Origin of the sequence: Bacillus sp. Hm123, assembly GCF_051842975.2 — a bacterium.
In the GTDB taxonomy this organism is placed as follows: domain Bacteria; phylum Bacillota; class Bacilli; order Bacillales; family Domibacillaceae; genus Bacillus_CE.
Window position 1 is genome coordinate 501623 of the sequence record NZ_CM200277.1, and the last position, 16641, is coordinate 518263.

Below are 16641 nucleotides of genomic sequence, written 5' to 3' on the forward strand. Positions count from 1 at the left end.
GTCGTGTACACCTATGGACATCGTCCAGCTTCTGATATCGAGGGGATCGACAAGAAACCCCCACCTCAAGTGCGAAGCAATAGGCGGGGGAGGTTCATTGATAGGCATTAAAAAATCGACTTCCACAACAAGATAAACCAATTTTCTTTCTCAACGGATTCTTTAGCGACGATATTGACCGTAGCTTGTTTCTTCAGCTCTGGTGTTAAGTATTGTTCGGTTGGACCTGTGAGTTCCATTGTGCCGAGTTTTTTTCCTTTTTCAATCGGTGCTTGCAAGCTTTCTTCGTTTAAATGTAGCTTTCCTTTAGGCTGTTGGTCAGCTGTTTTAGGCATCATCATACAGGATGTATTAGTCGTGTCGATGGCGATAGTTTCTTGTTTACCTTTTTCGATGTTTGGTTGTTGTACGTAGTCAGCTGGGTTCACACGTTGGCATTTCCATTGTTCAAAGCCGTAGTCGAGCAGTTTTTGCGTTTCCATAAATCGTGCTTTTGAGCTTGGTTTTCCGTCTGTTGTTTGTCCACCGATTACAACGGAGATCAGTTCGATGTCGCCTCGTTTGGCATGGCCAGTGAAGCCGTGTCCTGCTGCTTCGTTCATGCCCGTTTTCATCCCGAGAATGCCATCATACGGATATTTTCCACCTGGTAACATTTCGTTCGTGTTCACCATATCAATGACTAGATTGTCTGTTATGTAGAAAGGCTTTGTCTTGATGGTTTCCACAGCAAGCTCCTTAGGGAACTCTTTTGTTAAGTGGTAGGCGAGCAGAGCAAGATCCTTTGCCGACATATGGTTCTCGTCTGTTGGGCTTGTGCCTTTCACTTCATATGGATGAATATCTTCATTATTTAATCCCGATGTATTTACGAAATAAGAATCGTGCAGTTTTAGTTGTTTTGCCTGTTTATTCATCATTTGCACGAATTGCTTATCTGTTTTTCCCGCCATTTCGCCAAGTGCACGACTTGAGGCATTGGCAGAGACGATCATCATCGAGTCATATAATTCTTTAAGCGTATATTCTTCACCTTGATAGAGGGGGATATTGCTTAATCCTGGCTTTGTCGATAATAGTTGATCGATTTCCTTTGCTTTATATACATCATCCCATGAAAGTTTCTTTTCTTTTATTTGGTTGAGTACGACATATTGTGTCATCATTTTTGACATACTGGCAACAGGAAGGGATTGTTCAGCGTTTTTTTCATAAAGGATTTTCCCGGTTTTAGCGTCAACTAAAATAGCGGCTTTTACATTAAGATCAACTGGAGTTTTTGCGAGTGACGGTTGTGGTAACATCAGCATCATGAAGGTTATGCATACTAAGATGGCGGTCCATCTTCTGAGATGTTCGTTCATTAGGAGACTCTCCTTTTCTATGTATTTAGCAAAAATCATTATAACATAAGTGCATTGTTCTAAATGGTTTAAGGAAAAAAACAACAAAACGGCACCGTGTATTGGCGCCGTTTTGTTAGCTTAAGCATTCTTTTTCAAAGCTTCGGAAGTGGTAGTTGCTGATTGTCCCCACCATCCTTTTAATCGATAGATAGCGATAATGGCCATTCCTACAAGCAATAAGGTTGTTGGAAACACCCAAGGCAAGCCGCTCATGTAGAGGATAGGGGCCATAGAAATAATCGTCATTTCGACAGGAATCATTCCTAAGTAAGCAATGGCGTAATCGTCCATCGTCTTGCTTTTGAGCTTAGGATCGACAATGCGTAAAAGAGCAAGGCCCATTGCCACAGTTCCGGTGCTCCATCCCCAACCAAACAATGACTTTTCAAACCAGTAGTGCTGAAAGATGTTCGGCCCGATGAAGCGGAAGATCATATACGCCCATGCAATTCCGAAGACAAATAGTAAAGTTAATGGTATGGCATAATCGACGACGACAGAGAGGTTAATCGATGCCATCCCGAAAGCGACAAGATAGTCTGTTGCGCTTCCTCCGATTCGGTTCATAATGTGATGGTCTACATATTGATCAGCACCTGTTTTTCTCAAAAGGGTTTGTAGAAGTAATCCGACGATGAAGGCGATACTGAATAAAGGAAGAGCAATGTTGCCTAAAAAGTCTTGTGAGACATTCGATAGCCAATAAGCTACACCAACGACAAAAGCTGTTAGTGACAAATGAAGCACTAAAGGATCAATAGAGTTAGAGGAAACTGTCTCCTCTCCCATAGAGCTTCTGTTATGAGCTGGAACTAGTCCTGTTTTTAATTCATTAGGTAAGTCGCTGAAGCTAGAAATAAAGTTTGTATGTCCTTTTTTAGTATTGCGTTTAATAATGAATAGCCCGCCAAGAATGGCTACTAATATCCCGACAGTAGCGGAAGTCATTCCTAATGTAAGAGCTTCTTCCCATCCTTGCTCACTGAATGCTTCTCCTAACGCAGCGGCTGTTCCGTGTCCCCCTAAAAACCCGGCTCCTAGCATTAATCCAAATCCAGCGTGTAAGTCACCGAATAGCTGATTAATGACGATAAGGCCAAATAATGCGCCTCCTCCCCACATGAGGGTAGTGAGTAACATCGAGTAAGACCACATGTTGCGAACGCGACCTAGTACATGCTTCATTTTCACTGTTCCAGCCCCTATAGGAAGAGCGGCAAAGATGACAGCGATGAGCAAGCCAGGATAGGTAGACATTTGATCTGAGAAAGGTAAAATATTAAGACCACTGGGACCTAACCCTAATCCTAAAAATCCAGCCAGCATACTTGCCGGGAGAAATAAAGACTGTATCCATTTTACTTTTGCTCTAAGAATAGTACTAACTAATAACAGTCCTGAAATAATACTAACATCTAACATGAGACTCCAAATTGAAAAATTCTCCATATAGTTCCTCCTTTAATGTGTAAGTTTTGTTAAAAAATTGAAGTGATGATACTTCGGAATAAATAGTCGGGTGTGATGTCGATCTCTAGTAAGTTAAGGATACTGTGTTGCATTGCACGGCGTGCGGAGATAAACGAGAATTATCCACAGGGTTTTGGACGTTCATCGCTTAATAATCAACACAGTTAATAGAGGTTGAGGCTCTCCATAAGGGGGATGGATCTCAAAAGGAATGTAGAATCTGTGTCATTATTACATATCACTTTAGAGCGCGCCTCTTTAATACCTAACAACTTCATTGAAAGCACATACTAAAATATATTATACGATTGAAATAGTTCAGGATTCAATATAAATTTAACTTATTTGTATAAATTGGAAATTTGAGGTGTTTAGGGTCGGATTTAGCCCGATCAGTAGATAGGAAGTCAAAGGTATTTTTAAAGGTGAGCGAATAACGTTATTTATTTAAAAAGGGACAAGCTCATAACGGCTTGTCCTCTTTCAAACAATAAATAATATACATAGCCTGACCTAGCATAAACAATACAAATAAAGGGATAGACAAATATAAAATTCGCTTGTGCCAATCTATATTTCCCTTCATCACAAGGGCTGAAGCGATGAAACTCGTCAAAAAATTTATTACTATCATGAAAAAGCCTCCTTTTTTTTAGGTGCCTGTCACTCCCCGAATTTTGTCTAATAATGAAACATTTTCGGTTTTGGTTCGTAAGTATAGGTAGACCATTTTTGAAGGGAGTTTGTGTATGGGGAGTATTCTTTTATTTTCACTTATTGTAGGTTGTGTTTCTGGGCTTGTTCTTATTCCTATTTCTAAACATAAACGAGAAGTGAAACGGCCAGTGAAAGGATTGGTGATCGGAGCGATCGTTTTATTCGTGCCGCTCGTATTTGCTTTTTATTACATAACGAATATCGATCATCGTATCGCAGCTACTTGGCCGTTGTTGCTAATTGTATCGGCTGTTGGAGCGGTGTTTGCGACTGGAACGGAGCGATTAATTAAAGCAGGTATCTTCGCAGTAAGTTTGATCTTAGGTGGCTATTTTTTAACGGCATTTGTGTTCAACGCTGATGAAAAATTTGAAACAGCTAAAATGGAAGAGAAGGTAGAAATTGAGCCTTTTGATGAGAAAGAGACACCGGCAAGTGTGCCACCGAAATTTGCACGTAACAAAATGAAAAAGGCCTTTGGTCAAGTGCCGAATACAAGTTATTACGAGCTTGGCAGGCTACAAATTCAAAAGGTAAATGGGGAATATGTGTATATTGCTCCAGTGGAGTTCTCAGGATTTTTCAAATGGTGGAATGGAGATAAAACACCGGGTTACTTTACGATTAGTGCTACTGATTCCTCGGCGAATCCTAAATTTGTGAAAACGGATATGATCTATACGCCATCAGCTTATTTTAATGAAAATATTGAGCGTCATATTCGTATGAATTATCCGAAGCATATTTTTTACGGCGAGCCGCAATTAGAGATTGATGATGAAGGAAACCCTCATTATATTCGCACGTATGGTGAATTTATTTCTGCACGCAACGGGTTTAAGATGAAAGGTATTGTGTCGGTTGATCCGAAAACGGGTAAAACGAAAGCTTATTCGCCGTCTGAGATTCCAGAATTCATTGATGGAGCAATCTCTCCTGAAACGGTCAGTCTCCAAAATAGTTATTACGGAAATTACGTCCGTGGATTTTGGAACAGTATCTTTGGTAAATCAGATGTGAAGCTCCCTTCTGATGAAGGAACAGAGGTCAATGTCAGTCCGATTTTTAATGAGCAAGGCGAGATGTATTACTTTACTGACTTCACAAGTCCAAAAGAAGGTGTGGATTCGATGCTTGGGTACTCGCTGACAAATGCGAGAACAGGAAAAGCAACATATTATACAGGGAATATGGAAGAATCGTATATGGATTCTCAAGGTGCTTTGCAAATTATTGAGAAGAAATTCATTGAGAAGAAATGGAAAGGACAAATGCCGATTCTCTATAATTTCTATGGCGAGGCGAGCTGGTTAACACCTGTATTAGACGCTAATGGTTTTCTGCAAAATTACTTTATCGTGTCTGCGGCTAACCCAGAGATTTCTGTATCGGGTACGACCCCAAATGATGCTTTAAAACAATATAAAACGGCGTTGCAAAGAGGCGGAGGAACAGTTAACGGCAGCTCGAAAGCAGAAGAAAAACAAGTTAGTGGAAAAATTCTAAGGGTCTACAAAGAGAAAGCTGGAGACTTCACTACTGTTTCTTTCTTATTAGAGAACCGTCAAAATTATATCGTTTCTTCTGAAAGTGCTCCTATTGCAATTTATTTAAAAGAAGGCGATCAAGTAAACGTGACATACTTAGAGACAGGAGAACAATTTTTTCCTGTGAAAGAATTAGTCATTAAAGGATTAGAATAATATCAAAAAAGCGCGATGATGCATTCATCGTGCTTTTTTTGTTTATGTATATTATTGGAAGATAATCTGTTTTTTGTGAATAACTTGTGAACTTTTTATAAACTCTCTTTATACTAGAGCAGAATGATGCTATTATATAACAACTTAATTAATTCTGACTGTGTATAATCTCAGTTGAGTATAAACGAACCTACGCTTTATTCTTTTATCTCAAATCCCCCTCTTTTGGGTGTATAATCTGTGTGAATTTTCCTCCTTATTCAGGAGGTTATTTGTCGTTGCATTAGTATAAAATAATCGTGTCAACAAAAATAAATCAGTATTTAAAATCACAAAGGTGTACGGAGGGAACAGATATGAGATTAAAAGATAAAGTTATCGTTGTAACAGGCGGCGTAAGTGGCATCGGTAAAGAATCCGTTTTAAAAATGATTAAAGAAGGCGCTAAAGTCGTTATTGCCGATATTAATGCTGAAAAAGGCACCGAAGTAGTAGATGAAATTAAACAAGCTGGTGGAGAAGTATCATTTGTTCAAACAGATGTATCGAAATATAGCGAAGTTGAGAATTTAGTTCAAAAAACAGTAGATATGTACGGAACAATTGATGTTATGTTTAATAATGCAGGGATGGGTATTCCAAAGCCATTATTAGAGCATGTTCCTGAGAAAGACTATGATCGAGTGATTTCCATTAACCAAAATGGAGTATATTATGGGATTTTAGCAGCAGCTAAGAAGATGGTTGAACTTGGTGTACAAGGCACGATCATTAATACAGCATCTGTGTATGCAGTCATGGCTGCAGAGTTAACATTCTCTTATCATGCGTCAAAAGGTGCTGTTCTAATGATGACGAAATCGGCTGCTTTAGAATTAGCGAAGCATAAGATCCGTGTAGTAGCGATTGCTCCAGGTCGTGTTGAAACACCTATTTTGAACGCTTATAAAGATTTGGGTGTATGGGATCATGTAGTGAGTGAGCAAATGCGCGGGCTGACTCAACCAGAAGAGATTGCGAACGTTGTTGCGTTTCTAGCTTCTGATGAAGCCAATGTAATTAACGGTACATGTGTTATGGTTGATGACGGATTTACAAGCTTTAAAACGCCTTTACTGTAAAATTAAATTGAAATTAAGTAGGCTGTCTTAAAAAAGGGAATTCCTCTTTTAAGACAGCCTTATTTATTTTACATAGCCTTTTCGGAAGCCGATTGCTACGATTTGTGCTCGATTTTTCGCATCGAATTTGACCATTAAATTACTTATATAATCTTTCACCGTATGCTCGCTTAAATGTAATAATTCACCTATTTCTTTATTGTTATATCCTTCTGCTAATAAATGAAGAACATTCATTTCACGTTCTGTTATATGAAGATGGGGCTCCGTTGAAAATTCTTTATCACATCGTGTTAAATAAATGCCGATCCGGTCTCCTACTTTTTCTAATGTATCAATCATTTCAAGTTTGAATTCTAATTCTTCACCGATATTATCAAAAATGAGCCATCCGTAAAAAGTCCGGTCGAACACCGGAATAATGAAAAATGATTTTATATTGAACCATTTAATATATTTCTCATCAAAATGTTGAGAAGAATTCTTTATAAATACCGGCTTTTTAGTCACCATGGCGTTTTCAAGCGGTTTAAGGGCGTGTAAAGGTTCTTTAATATTCTCCATCTTTGTAGGTTCTGCTCCAATCACGCCATGCACCTCTTTAGACCAAGGAATGTAAGAGTAAAATGAGCTCCGGTTAAATCCTAACAATTTCTCACAATGTTTCAAAATATGAATAAGGTCATTCATTCCGTTCGAGCGAATTAAGAGTTCATCGATTTCCTCGATCAGTGCCGTATGTTTAAACGTTTGTTTCAAAGATAAATCTGAATGAGATAATGACTGTTCCTTCGATAGATGAATCTGTTCATTATATGTTGCCATAAGATGTGAAAGAATTTCTTGAATAGAGCTAATAACAGGCATCACTTTATTTGTTTTCATTTTTAAGATTAATGGTAACATCGATTTCCATAATATAAATGAAAACGTTTGAAGTCTAGCGTTAGTTAGTAACGACAGATTAGGGTATAACCACATTTCGTAAAACTGTTGATAAAAAAGGTCGATTTCTTCTTTATATAAATGATGTTTAACTTTTGAAAATGAATGAAAAAGTGAATCAGAAAGTGTTTGGAGAGCCACTTGCTCTTCTTTGGATAAAGAATCGTCGAAGACAATAAAAGTCGTAATATTTTTTTCGATGGTAGTAGACTGACTTTGTAAAAATAGTGATAAATCATTGGCAGAGATTCTTTCGTTATGTTGGGTGACTCTTTTCATATGATCAATATCCTTCCTATTTATCTATTTGATTTTAACATATTTATTGAAGCGGTTTCATAAATCAGGTGGAAATTGAGCCTTTTGATAAAAAAAGAAACACAAGTAAGTGTTCTTCCTGAAATTTGCTTGCAACGAAGTGAAGAAAGCGTTTGGGTGAGTAGAGAGAAGAAATTGAATAAAACCAGAAAAAGCTGCTTAAAAAGTTGATACTTTTGAGCAGCTTTTCTATTTATAGAAATTTATTAATTCTATTTACCTATAAATCAATGTATCTGTCATACTTCTTTGGATAATTGACACATTAATATTATACTGTTTTTTGAATAGCAGTTAAAAAAAGTATAATGGTTTGTTGTTTTTTAGATTATTAACAATTAATATGTTAAATAATCTAGTATTTGTTTTTTATAATAATATTTATAAGTGTTAGATTAAAATGGATAAAGATAAAGATGGAGGATCAAATATGTCCAGAAAATTAATAATGCTGTTTAGCACATTGGTGGCGACCGCATTTATCAGTGCGTGCGGAAATAGCAATGAAGAAACAAAAAAAGAAGATGTGGTGAAGACTGAGCAAGATCAGAAAGCAAAAGAAGAAAAGTCAGAGCAAGTGGAAGAAGCAGCAAAAGCTCAGGAGGAAAGCCCGGAAAAGAATGAACCAGTACAAGGTAGCAGTGACTTTTCAACATTAATTTCTTATATGGAGAAGGAAACAGAAGGAACAGCGAAAGTTCTTTATGAGAACAATGAACCACAAGTACATAAAATGGATAAAGTGTCCGTTTCATTAGATAATTATACGTTAGTAGAATTAAACGATTTTCATACGGATTTCTCTATTCCGTTCAGAGATGAAACAAATGGAGGAGTCATTTTAGCTAAATATACGTTTAAGAATGAAATGGACAAAGATGTATATTATATGCCATCTTTAGATATTACTTTTACAGGTGCTGAAAAGTATTATACAAACTATAAAGAACTAATCCCTGAAGAGGAGCAAATTCCAACAAAATTAAGCCATTCAACAGATTATTTATTAAAAGCTGGTGAAACGGTGACGGGATATATTGCTTATCCATTTGGGCAATCAGATTTAACGAAAATTCAAGAATTATCGACTGTAACGGTGATGGTTCCTACTGCACTTTCGGAAAAAGAAAACAGTAGCTCAGCGATCGGTTCAGAAGGCAGATTTAATTTAGCTTTAAATGATGATGGAGCTGAAAAAGTAACAAGCAACAGTTCTTTTTATCAAGATAAAGCGACATTGAACAATATGGGGGAAAAGAAGATGCTGAAGGAAAAGAGCGGCATCAATGAAAGTCAGCAGTTAGGCGATGTCAATGTGACATTAGATGGTTATCAGTTTGCGGAGTTCATTCCAAATGAAGTAGAGGCACCTCGATTCACTTCTTTCGCGAATGGAGTCGTCTTATTAACAGTGAAACTCCAACTGGATAATAAAGGGAAAGAGCAAGTTGGTTTGTCGTCGATGAGCTCAAAATTAACCATGAATGATGGGGCTCAATATTCACTTAGCGAGGGCATGCTATTGAACTATAAGTATAGTGAAGTCATCAATTCTGGAGAAAAGGGTGAGCTTTTACAAGTCTTCGTGTTAGATAAAGAACAGTACGAGAAGATTTGGAAAGATAAAGCTTTTGAGCTTGAGATTGGGCCAATCAGAAACAAAGAAGCAAAAGATATTTCTAAAGGCAAAGTAGGAACCTTTACTTTACCGAATTAACTGGACGAGGGAGTGCAAGTCACTCCTTGAAGCATTTTATGATGAACATTTTCATAACATCATAATGATAATAAAAAGGAGGCTGGATTTATGCAAAGATATAGGCGCAGAAACACACCTGCTTTCACATGGTTATCTTATTTCACATTTTTTGCTGGAGTGGCTTTATTCAGTATTGGATTATACAATGAAGAAAGCTTGGAGCTTAATGAGAAGGGCTACTATATTGCAGTCATGATCCTCGTAGCAGTCGGTGCGATTTTAACTCAAAAAGTAACGCGAGATAATGCTGAAGATAATGAAATAATGGCTGAGCAAGACAGAATGCAGAACTTATCCAATAAAGTCGATTAAAAGGAAGGTGCGGAAGAGGCACCTTCTTTTTTGATTAGGTGCCTGTCACTCCCCGTTTTTTGTCGAAGATTGTTGCCATAATGCCATCGGATTTTCTTGATCTTTTTCTAAAGGCATGTGGAGCATTTGGAGAGAGCGCTCTTCTTTATTTTTTTGTAAATTTAGATAGATTTCTTTCGACTTTGCTAGCCCTACATTCACTGCATCTTCCACTGAACAACAGTAGTATACCTTCTCAATCCCTGCAAAGTACATAGCAGCTAGACACATCGGACATGGTTCTCCGCTAGCATACATTGTGTAGCCTGATAGGTTGTTTGTTTGTAGCTTTTCCTGCGCTTGCCGAATCGCTAACAGTTCAGCGTGACCGCTAATATCATAGGTTTTATGAAGTGTATTGACGCCCTCAGCAATGATTTGTTGCTCATGCACAAGTACCGCTCCAAAAGGCTGTCCACCCTCATGTACATTATCAATGGCTAACTGTACGGCACGTTTCATAAATTGATTCATTTCAATCCCTCCAATTAGTTATATAAATTGTACATCCACCTGCAAAATTTCCGAGCGGCTCCCAATTCGAATCGGCGGTCCCCAAAAACCGAAGCCGGATGAAACGAAAGCGTGCATCTGTTCTTTTTGTAAATAGCCCCAATCTAGCTCGTACATTTTTTTAGTAATCAAATGATTCGGAGCCATTTGTCCGCGATGAGTATGGCCAGAGAATAAAATATCCACGCCGCTTTCCTGTGCTTGTTTCAGCTCAAATGGCTGGTGGTCCATAGCGATAATTGGATAAGCAGGATCAATATTTGTAAGCAGGTTGGCAAATGATTGTCTGTTTTTATCCGTTTTATCTTTGCGGCCGATGAGATGAAAGCTATGATCGATCGTTAGCTTTTCATCTAACAGGATGTTAATATTGATCTTCTTCATTTCCTCAATAAATTCCGCCACTTGCCCGCCGTAATATTCGTGATTGCCAAGCACGCCATACACACCTAATGGAGCCTGCAACTCGCTCATGATTGTGCTCATCTTTTTACGAGTAAAAGCTTCAAGGTCGTCATCAATGATATCGCCAGGTAAAAGAATTAAATCGGGTTCGATTGCTTTCACTTTTTGGACGAGTCTCTTTAAGTGAGCGGTTCCAGATAGTGTACCGAAATGCATATCAGAGGCCATGGCAATACGCAACGACTCTCGGTTCCCTTGCTTCTTCGGCACGTTAATCTGATAGGTTCTTACAATAGGGCTATAGGCATTAAATAATCCGTAAGCAAAAATGATCATGAATATCGCAAGTGTTACATTTCCAACGACCAAAATCGCTGTGGATAGCGGAACGGAAGCAAGTGTTAACAGAAACACAGTGAGGTCCGCTAACGGCAAAAGTAAGAGGCTATATTGAATGACGGCTAACCAAATGTAGCCGATCACGCGAAAAGCGGATAAAAACTTCGCCATTCGACTAGCAATAAAAGAATACGAAAGAAAAATAAAAAGCACGCTATACAGCAATGGGTTTTCAACATGAAAAGCGACTTTCAGCCACACCCATCCATTCCAGCCGATATAAAATAATAAACTATTAAATAGAAGAAATATGAGAATAAAATGAACCGTTTTGAATTTCGTCATTTGCTGTTTCTCCTTTTTGAGGTTGTACTTGATTTTAACATATCTAATGGAGTGGTTTCAGAGGTTTGGGTTGTTGGAGAAATAGAGTGAGGCTATTATTTGCATAAAAAATCCGCCCCCAACTTAGTTGAGGACGGCCTTTTATGATTATTTTCCGATCATTAATTTATGATTATGGAACAGTTTATTGGCAATTGGGAAGATAAGAACGATCAAAATGAGATAGCTGGCAACAGCCACTGCAAATGCTGTAAATGTCATTTGGTCATTAAATGAATCTCTTACGAAAAGGAACAAGTTAAGGACGGGAATCGCATATAGCTTGAGATTTAAAGATTCTTCAATGAACGTAATTACAAGCAACGGAAACGTCATACAACCTACAACGGGGGTTATATAGTAGCCAGCTTCCTTCACTGAATTCGCCAGCATGCTTAATGTCATTTCAATTTCTGTGATGAAGATGGCAAATAAGATAATAAGAACGGCACTCATTCCAATGAATGTACCTAAGTTTGGAATGGTTTCAATCCCTTTTTTCAGCTCTGTTGTAAAGTTAATCTCGATACCTATAATAACGAGACAAAGCAAACCGGTAAAAATACCAAGCAAGGAGATGGTCAACCATTTAGCTAATAATATTTTTATCGGCTTTACTGGTGCAATCAACAATGCTTCCATCGTTTTCTTTTCTTTTTCTCCAGCAAATAGCTCGGTTGCTGCAGGATATGAACCGTTGGCAATAGCCATCGGAATTAACAGCGGCAATAAAAAGGCCAACATGTAAGAAGCTATTGCATCATCTTCGTTTTTAGTTGGTACTTCTTTCATGTTAAATACTTGAATCACTTCTGTAGGTATTTCTTTGTCTGCTAGTCGCACTTGAGTCTCTTGTGTTTGCCATTGGGATAAAGCACTCATGATCACATTTAAAGCGCCTGAAGACTCTTGGCTACCGGGATCATAGATCATTTCTATATCAATGGGTATTTGTTGCTCAAATTGTTTTTTCCATTCAGGTGCTACCTTTAGCCCAATTTGTACTTCTTTTTCTTCAACGGCTTGTTTCATCTCATTTGTTTTCTTAATGTTGGCATCTGGTATCAATGTTTCAAGTTGAGTTACAAAGGTGGAGTCTAAGTTAGGCTCAATAGCTAGCGTGAATTCGGTATTATCATCGTGCATGCTTAACATTTTTTCATAAAAGAAAGTTAATGTTGACATCATGACAAGAGGAAGGACAATGAGTAAAGTAATACTTCGTTTATCACGTAACACATCCTTCATCTCTTTTAGAAAAATCGTTTTAAACATATAAATCCCCCCTGACGATCTTTGATGTGAATAAGTAGTTTAAGTCGCGGCTTTTCTCTTGTTCATATAGCTCTTCCAGTCCACCTTCATAGACAATTTGTCCTTTATGCATCATAATGACATCCTCACAAAGATGGGCGATTTCATCCATAATATGAGTCGAGAAAATAATCGTTTTTCCCTCTTTTTTGTATTGATAAATGACCTCTCGAAAGATATTAGATGAGGTAATATCAAGTCCGGTCGTCGGCTCATCAAATAATAAAATATCAGGATCGTGGATTAACGTGCGCGCAATGGCAACCTTTTGTTTCATTCCTTTGGAAAACCCTTCTACTTTGCGATCTAAATATTTACGCATCCCGAACCGTTTAGACAGCATATCAATTTGATTTTTCGTTTCATGGGCGGTTAAGCCATAAAGGCTGCCGAAATATTCAAGGTTTTCGCGAGCAGTTAACCGATTATAAAGGCCGGTTTCTGCTCCGAAGAGGACGCCTAGTCGAGAGCGAACCTGTTCTTTATGTTTAAAATTATCCATACCATTAATCGTGATCGTGCCTTCATCTGGTTGAACGAGTGTACAAATCATGCGTAGTAACGTCGTTTTACCAGCACCGTTTTCACCGATTAATCCGACGACATGCCCTTTTTTCACAGAGAAGGACACATAATCAATCGCTGTTACTATTTGTTTCTTGTCTTTAAATTGCTTGGAGACATTTTCAATCTGAATCAATGCTTCTCACTCCTTTTCGCTGTTTTCTTACGCTTATTGTATCGAATACAGTTTTTTTGTCTGCGATTATGTTGCGAAAAGGGCTTTACTTGTCGTGAAAAGGTCTGTTTTTCCATTCATTTGTATTATAATATTGGTAAATTTGTAAAAGGGGCTATAATTGATGATTAAGGTAGGCATTGTCGATGACCGCAAAATTGATCTCGATAAGTTGGGGTTTTTATTAAAAGATATAGAAAATATTGAGCTCGTGTTTGCGACGACAAACTCAGAGGAGGCTTACGAAGAAATACAGAAGCAAGAGATTAATTTATTAATAGCCGATATTGAAATGCCCGGAATTTCTGGATATGAATTAGCTGATTTTATCGATACGCACGGATTATTAGTGACGGTTATTTTTATCACGGCTAAAAGTGGTTATGCAGTACATGCCTTTGAATTGAATGTACATGACTACATTATGAAGCCTTATACGAAGGAGCGTCTTCTTCAGTCACTCGAACGTTATCAAAAGAAGCAGCATTCGGGAAATGTAACGGGCAGACTTGTGTTAAAGCATAAGGGACATATTGAAATGGTACCGAAAAAAGAAATTATTTTTATTGAACGAACAGGACGGACATCCACGATCCATACGACACGTGGAACACATGAAGCGTATTTAACGTTGAACGAGCTAGAAGGCAGTTTGCGTGAGCACCATTTCATTCGCTCTCATCGCTCGTTTATCATTAACTTGCATTATGTGAAAAGCTTCTCCCTTTATTCAAAGAAATCATACAGTACTTCCTTTGAAGGGACGAAAGCAACAGCGATCGTGACGAAAGAAATGATTGACCATTTACAAACGTACTATTTTTAAGGAGGAGTCCCTACTTGTCTATCTTTCTAACACTAGTTATTTGGCTGTTAGCCGCAGTTTGGACCGCTTCTTTACATAATTTTTGGATAATGGGCTTGTTGATTGGCTTAGCAGTGGTGCAGTTGGTGGATACTTGGAGGAAGCAGGAGTATCCGCGATCGTGGCAGTGGACATTGCTCGGTTTGCAAGTGGCTTGGCTAGTCGCCGCTTATTGGACAACTGAGCCATATCTTTTAGCAGGTCTGTTTATACAGTGGGTTGGAATGAAGGGAATGGCACGTCCCCTTCAGATTGCAAAAGAAAAACAAGCTGTTTGGCAAAACAGTTATGATCAGCAAGCGGCTTTATTAAATGTACTAAGGCATCAGCGCCATGATTTACATAAACATTTGACGGCGATCCAATATGCGAGTAGAGGTTCTGTTCATTCCTATGAAGAAAGCTTGCAAAATCGCCATGCTGAAATTGATCATGTGTTGCGAAGTGAGACAAATGTCGTTGCCGGGGCACTATACGCGTATCAACAGCAGGCAAAGGAAAAGGATCTTTCGCTTTATTATCATATACAACAGGCGATTTCCGGACTTCCATTACTAGAGCATGAGCTTGTTTCTTTACTAAGTAACGTTTTGTGTAACGCTCTGGAAGCCGCCGAACAATATCAGCTGCAAACGCAAAATAAAGCTCGTGTCCAGCTCACTTGCCGCAAACAAAGTGGGATTTGGGTTATCGTTTGTCAAAATCATACGATTCCTTTAGCAAATGAAATAATCGAACGGATATACACGAAGCGAGCCATATCAACAAAAGGTGGTTCTCACGAAGGACTCGGTACACAGCAAATCCAGAGAATTGTTACACAAGCCTCGGGGAATTTAGACTTTATTGCAAAAGGTGAACAATTCATATTGAAAATTAAAATACCTGATATACAATCGAGTCATTGAAATGAGTAGGGTATATTTGGATAAAAGAGTTGGTCTAAAACTTACAAGATACTATTTTTGGCAGGTTTTATCGTTGCTTCTATTGCTATATATTTCGCTTTAGGTGTGGAGTATTTTTAAGAGGAGTGTCTCATAAGTCGATTTTTTGACTTAGAGACACTCTTTTTGCTTTTTAAGGTGCTAACGTGTTCTCTCACCGCAAAACTAATGTGGTTTACCACAAAGAAATTGCGGTGATTGACTAGAAGGTTGTAGGTAAACTAGTTAAATGTTACCATGTTATTTGGGAATAAGTTCAAATAAGAGAGGAGGATGAGGTGAATTATTAAAGAAATAGAACATATATCGTCCAGATTTATTCATGATTTGCAGTTGAGGAAGGATATTTCAGCTTTTTCTCAAGAAAAATTTAAGGAAAATCGAACTCCGTTTGCAGATTCTCTTAAATTGCATTTTTATGCATTTTCTGAAGGAACTTGTCATGACGATGTAACTTCATGTTTAGAAGGGCTTATCCTCTCTTTAGATATGATCGACGATATTCAAGATGGCGACAATGAGAAAGCGGTTTGGAAGGAAAAAGGACTATCGACATCATTAAATACAGCTATTAGTCTAATGACAATATCACAGCTACACTTGTTAGAAAGTACTGATCGTCCTGAAATTGTGAAGACCATGCTGACATGTCTTTCGAGATCGATAGAGGGACAGCATCAAGATTTATACGGAAATATTAAGAGTCCTGAGCAGTATATTGAGATGATTAAAATGAAATCAGGAAGTTTGATTGCTATGGCGAATATGTTAGGGGCGATGTTAGCCGATTTTAAAGATTATCACGTCATAGAAGACTATTCCTATGATTTAGGAGTAGTGGCTCAAATAAATAATGATATTCAAGATGTAATAAAGTTTGAAGAAAAAAGCGATTGGAAATTGAAAAAGAAAACGTTACCTATTATGTATTTGTTGAATCCTTCCATTAAAGAAGGAGAAATAGTGAAAGACTATTATAGTGGGAAAGTCTCTTTCGAAACGGTGCTAAGCTATAAAGAGAAAATAATCAATCTATTAAAAACATCAGGCGCTTTAAACTATACTGTGGCACAGAAAATTCTTTATCAACAACGAGCACTTAAGAAAATTGAGCGTTTACCAATATCAGATCAAAAAATCAAAATGATAAAGGATCATTTACTATAAATTAGGAGGAATACAAATGGAAACAACCATTCATTATTTAACTAACAATCCTGAGGTTTTGGAGATCGTGAAACAAGGGATGGCCTCTTTAGTAGGGGTAACGAAAGAAGAAGAACAAGCGATTATTCAATCCTTCAATGAAATTAGTATATCTTCATATTACTGGAACTAGGTGATC

General features: G+C 37.9%; 16 protein-coding genes. 8 read left to right on the top strand and 8 right to left on the bottom strand.

The features are described 5' to 3' along the window. Positions 1 to 107: 107 nt before the first annotated feature. The 3 genes from ACSVDJ_RS02810 to ACSVDJ_RS02820 all read right to left on the bottom strand — a co-directional run bounded on the left by ACSVDJ_RS02810 (position 108) and on the right by ACSVDJ_RS02820 (position 3510). Positions 108 to 1364 (bottom strand): D-alanyl-D-alanine carboxypeptidase family protein, encoded by a 1257-nt coding sequence (locus ACSVDJ_RS02810; protein WP_439170848.1) that lies wholly within the window; start codon positions 1362 to 1364, stop codon positions 108 to 110. A gap of 120 nt (positions 1365 to 1484) precedes the next feature. Continuing rightward, the gene (locus ACSVDJ_RS02815; protein WP_439170849.1) at positions 1485 to 2855 is read right to left on the bottom strand and encodes a sodium/glutamate symporter; all 1371 of its coding nucleotides are present in this window, start codon (positions 2853 to 2855) and stop codon (positions 1485 to 1487) included. Between the two features lie 484 nt (positions 2856 to 3339). After that, entirely contained in the window at positions 3340 to 3510 is a 171-nt protein-coding gene (locus ACSVDJ_RS02820) for a hypothetical protein (RefSeq protein WP_439170850.1), read from the bottom strand. A gap of 115 nt (positions 3511 to 3625) precedes the next feature. Between ACSVDJ_RS02820 and ACSVDJ_RS02825 the strand changes: the two genes are divergently transcribed. Continuing rightward, entirely contained in the window at positions 3626 to 5296 is a 1671-nt protein-coding gene (locus tag ACSVDJ_RS02825) for a cation:proton antiporter (RefSeq protein ID WP_439170851.1), read from the top strand. A gap of 356 nt (positions 5297 to 5652) precedes the next feature. Then, on the top strand, positions 5653 to 6417 hold the full coding sequence (locus ACSVDJ_RS02830; protein WP_439170852.1) for an SDR family NAD(P)-dependent oxidoreductase: 765 nt from the start codon (positions 5653 to 5655) through the stop codon (positions 6415 to 6417). Between the two features lie 63 nt (positions 6418 to 6480). On the opposite strand, the gene ACSVDJ_RS02835 is transcribed toward ACSVDJ_RS02830, so the two are convergent. Next, positions 6481 to 7641 carry a response regulator transcription factor gene (locus ACSVDJ_RS02835; protein ID WP_439170853.1) on the bottom strand — a complete coding sequence of 387 codons (1161 nt, stop codon included), beginning with the start codon at positions 7639 to 7641 and terminating at the stop codon, positions 6481 to 6483. Between the two features lie 469 nt (positions 7642 to 8110). Between ACSVDJ_RS02835 and ACSVDJ_RS02840 the strand changes: the two genes are divergently transcribed. Both ACSVDJ_RS02840 and ACSVDJ_RS02845 read left to right on the top strand, forming a co-directional pair. Then, positions 8111 to 9397 (top strand): DUF5068 domain-containing protein, encoded by a 1287-nt coding sequence (locus tag ACSVDJ_RS02840; RefSeq protein WP_439170854.1) that lies wholly within the window; start codon positions 8111 to 8113, stop codon positions 9395 to 9397. 90 nt (positions 9398 to 9487) lie between these two features. After that, a complete protein-coding gene (locus ACSVDJ_RS02845; RefSeq protein ID WP_439170855.1) occupies positions 9488 to 9751 on the top strand; it encodes a YiaA/YiaB family inner membrane protein in 264 nt (87 codons plus the stop codon). 45 nt (positions 9752 to 9796) lie between these two features. Here ACSVDJ_RS02845 and ACSVDJ_RS02850 read toward each other — a convergent pair whose 3' ends face one another. From ACSVDJ_RS02850 to ACSVDJ_RS02865, 4 genes are all read right to left on the bottom strand, one after another. Beyond that, positions 9797 to 10264 (bottom strand): nucleoside deaminase, encoded by a 468-nt coding sequence (locus ACSVDJ_RS02850; RefSeq protein WP_439170856.1) that lies wholly within the window; start codon positions 10262 to 10264, stop codon positions 9797 to 9799. A gap of 18 nt (positions 10265 to 10282) precedes the next feature. Continuing rightward, a complete protein-coding gene (locus ACSVDJ_RS02855) occupies positions 10283 to 11392 on the bottom strand; it encodes a metallophosphoesterase (RefSeq protein ID WP_439170857.1) in 1110 nt (369 codons plus the stop codon). A 147-nt stretch (positions 11393 to 11539) separates the two neighbouring features. Then, positions 11540 to 12706, bottom strand: a complete 1167-nt coding sequence (locus ACSVDJ_RS02860; protein WP_439170858.1) for an ABC transporter permease — start codon at positions 12704 to 12706, stop codon at positions 11540 to 11542. Beyond that, a complete protein-coding gene (locus ACSVDJ_RS02865) occupies positions 12699 to 13445 on the bottom strand; it encodes an ATP-binding cassette domain-containing protein (protein WP_439170859.1) in 747 nt (248 codons plus the stop codon). The genes ACSVDJ_RS02860 and ACSVDJ_RS02865 overlap by 8 nt, the downstream gene beginning before the upstream one ends. 163 nt (positions 13446 to 13608) lie before the next feature. Between ACSVDJ_RS02865 and ACSVDJ_RS02870 the strand changes: the two genes are divergently transcribed. The 4 genes from ACSVDJ_RS02870 (at position 13609) to comX (ending at position 16635) form a co-directional block, all read left to right on the top strand. Continuing rightward, entirely contained in the window at positions 13609 to 14310 is a 702-nt protein-coding gene (locus ACSVDJ_RS02870) for a LytR/AlgR family response regulator transcription factor (protein ID WP_439170861.1), read from the top strand. A 14-nt stretch (positions 14311 to 14324) separates the two neighbouring features. Further along, complete coding sequence (locus tag ACSVDJ_RS02875) at positions 14325 to 15257, top strand: sensor histidine kinase (RefSeq protein ID WP_439170863.1); 933 nt, start codon at positions 14325 to 14327, stop codon at positions 15255 to 15257. A 372-nt stretch (positions 15258 to 15629) separates the two neighbouring features. Beyond that, positions 15630 to 16463 (top strand): polyprenyl synthetase family protein, encoded by an 834-nt coding sequence (locus tag ACSVDJ_RS02880; RefSeq protein ID WP_439170864.1) that lies wholly within the window; start codon positions 15630 to 15632, stop codon positions 16461 to 16463. Positions 16464 to 16479: 16 nt separating this feature from the next. After that, complete coding sequence (comX, locus tag ACSVDJ_RS02885; protein ID WP_439170865.1) at positions 16480 to 16635, top strand: competence pheromone ComX; 156 nt, start codon at positions 16480 to 16482, stop codon at positions 16633 to 16635. Positions 16636 to 16641: the final 6 nt, after the last annotated feature.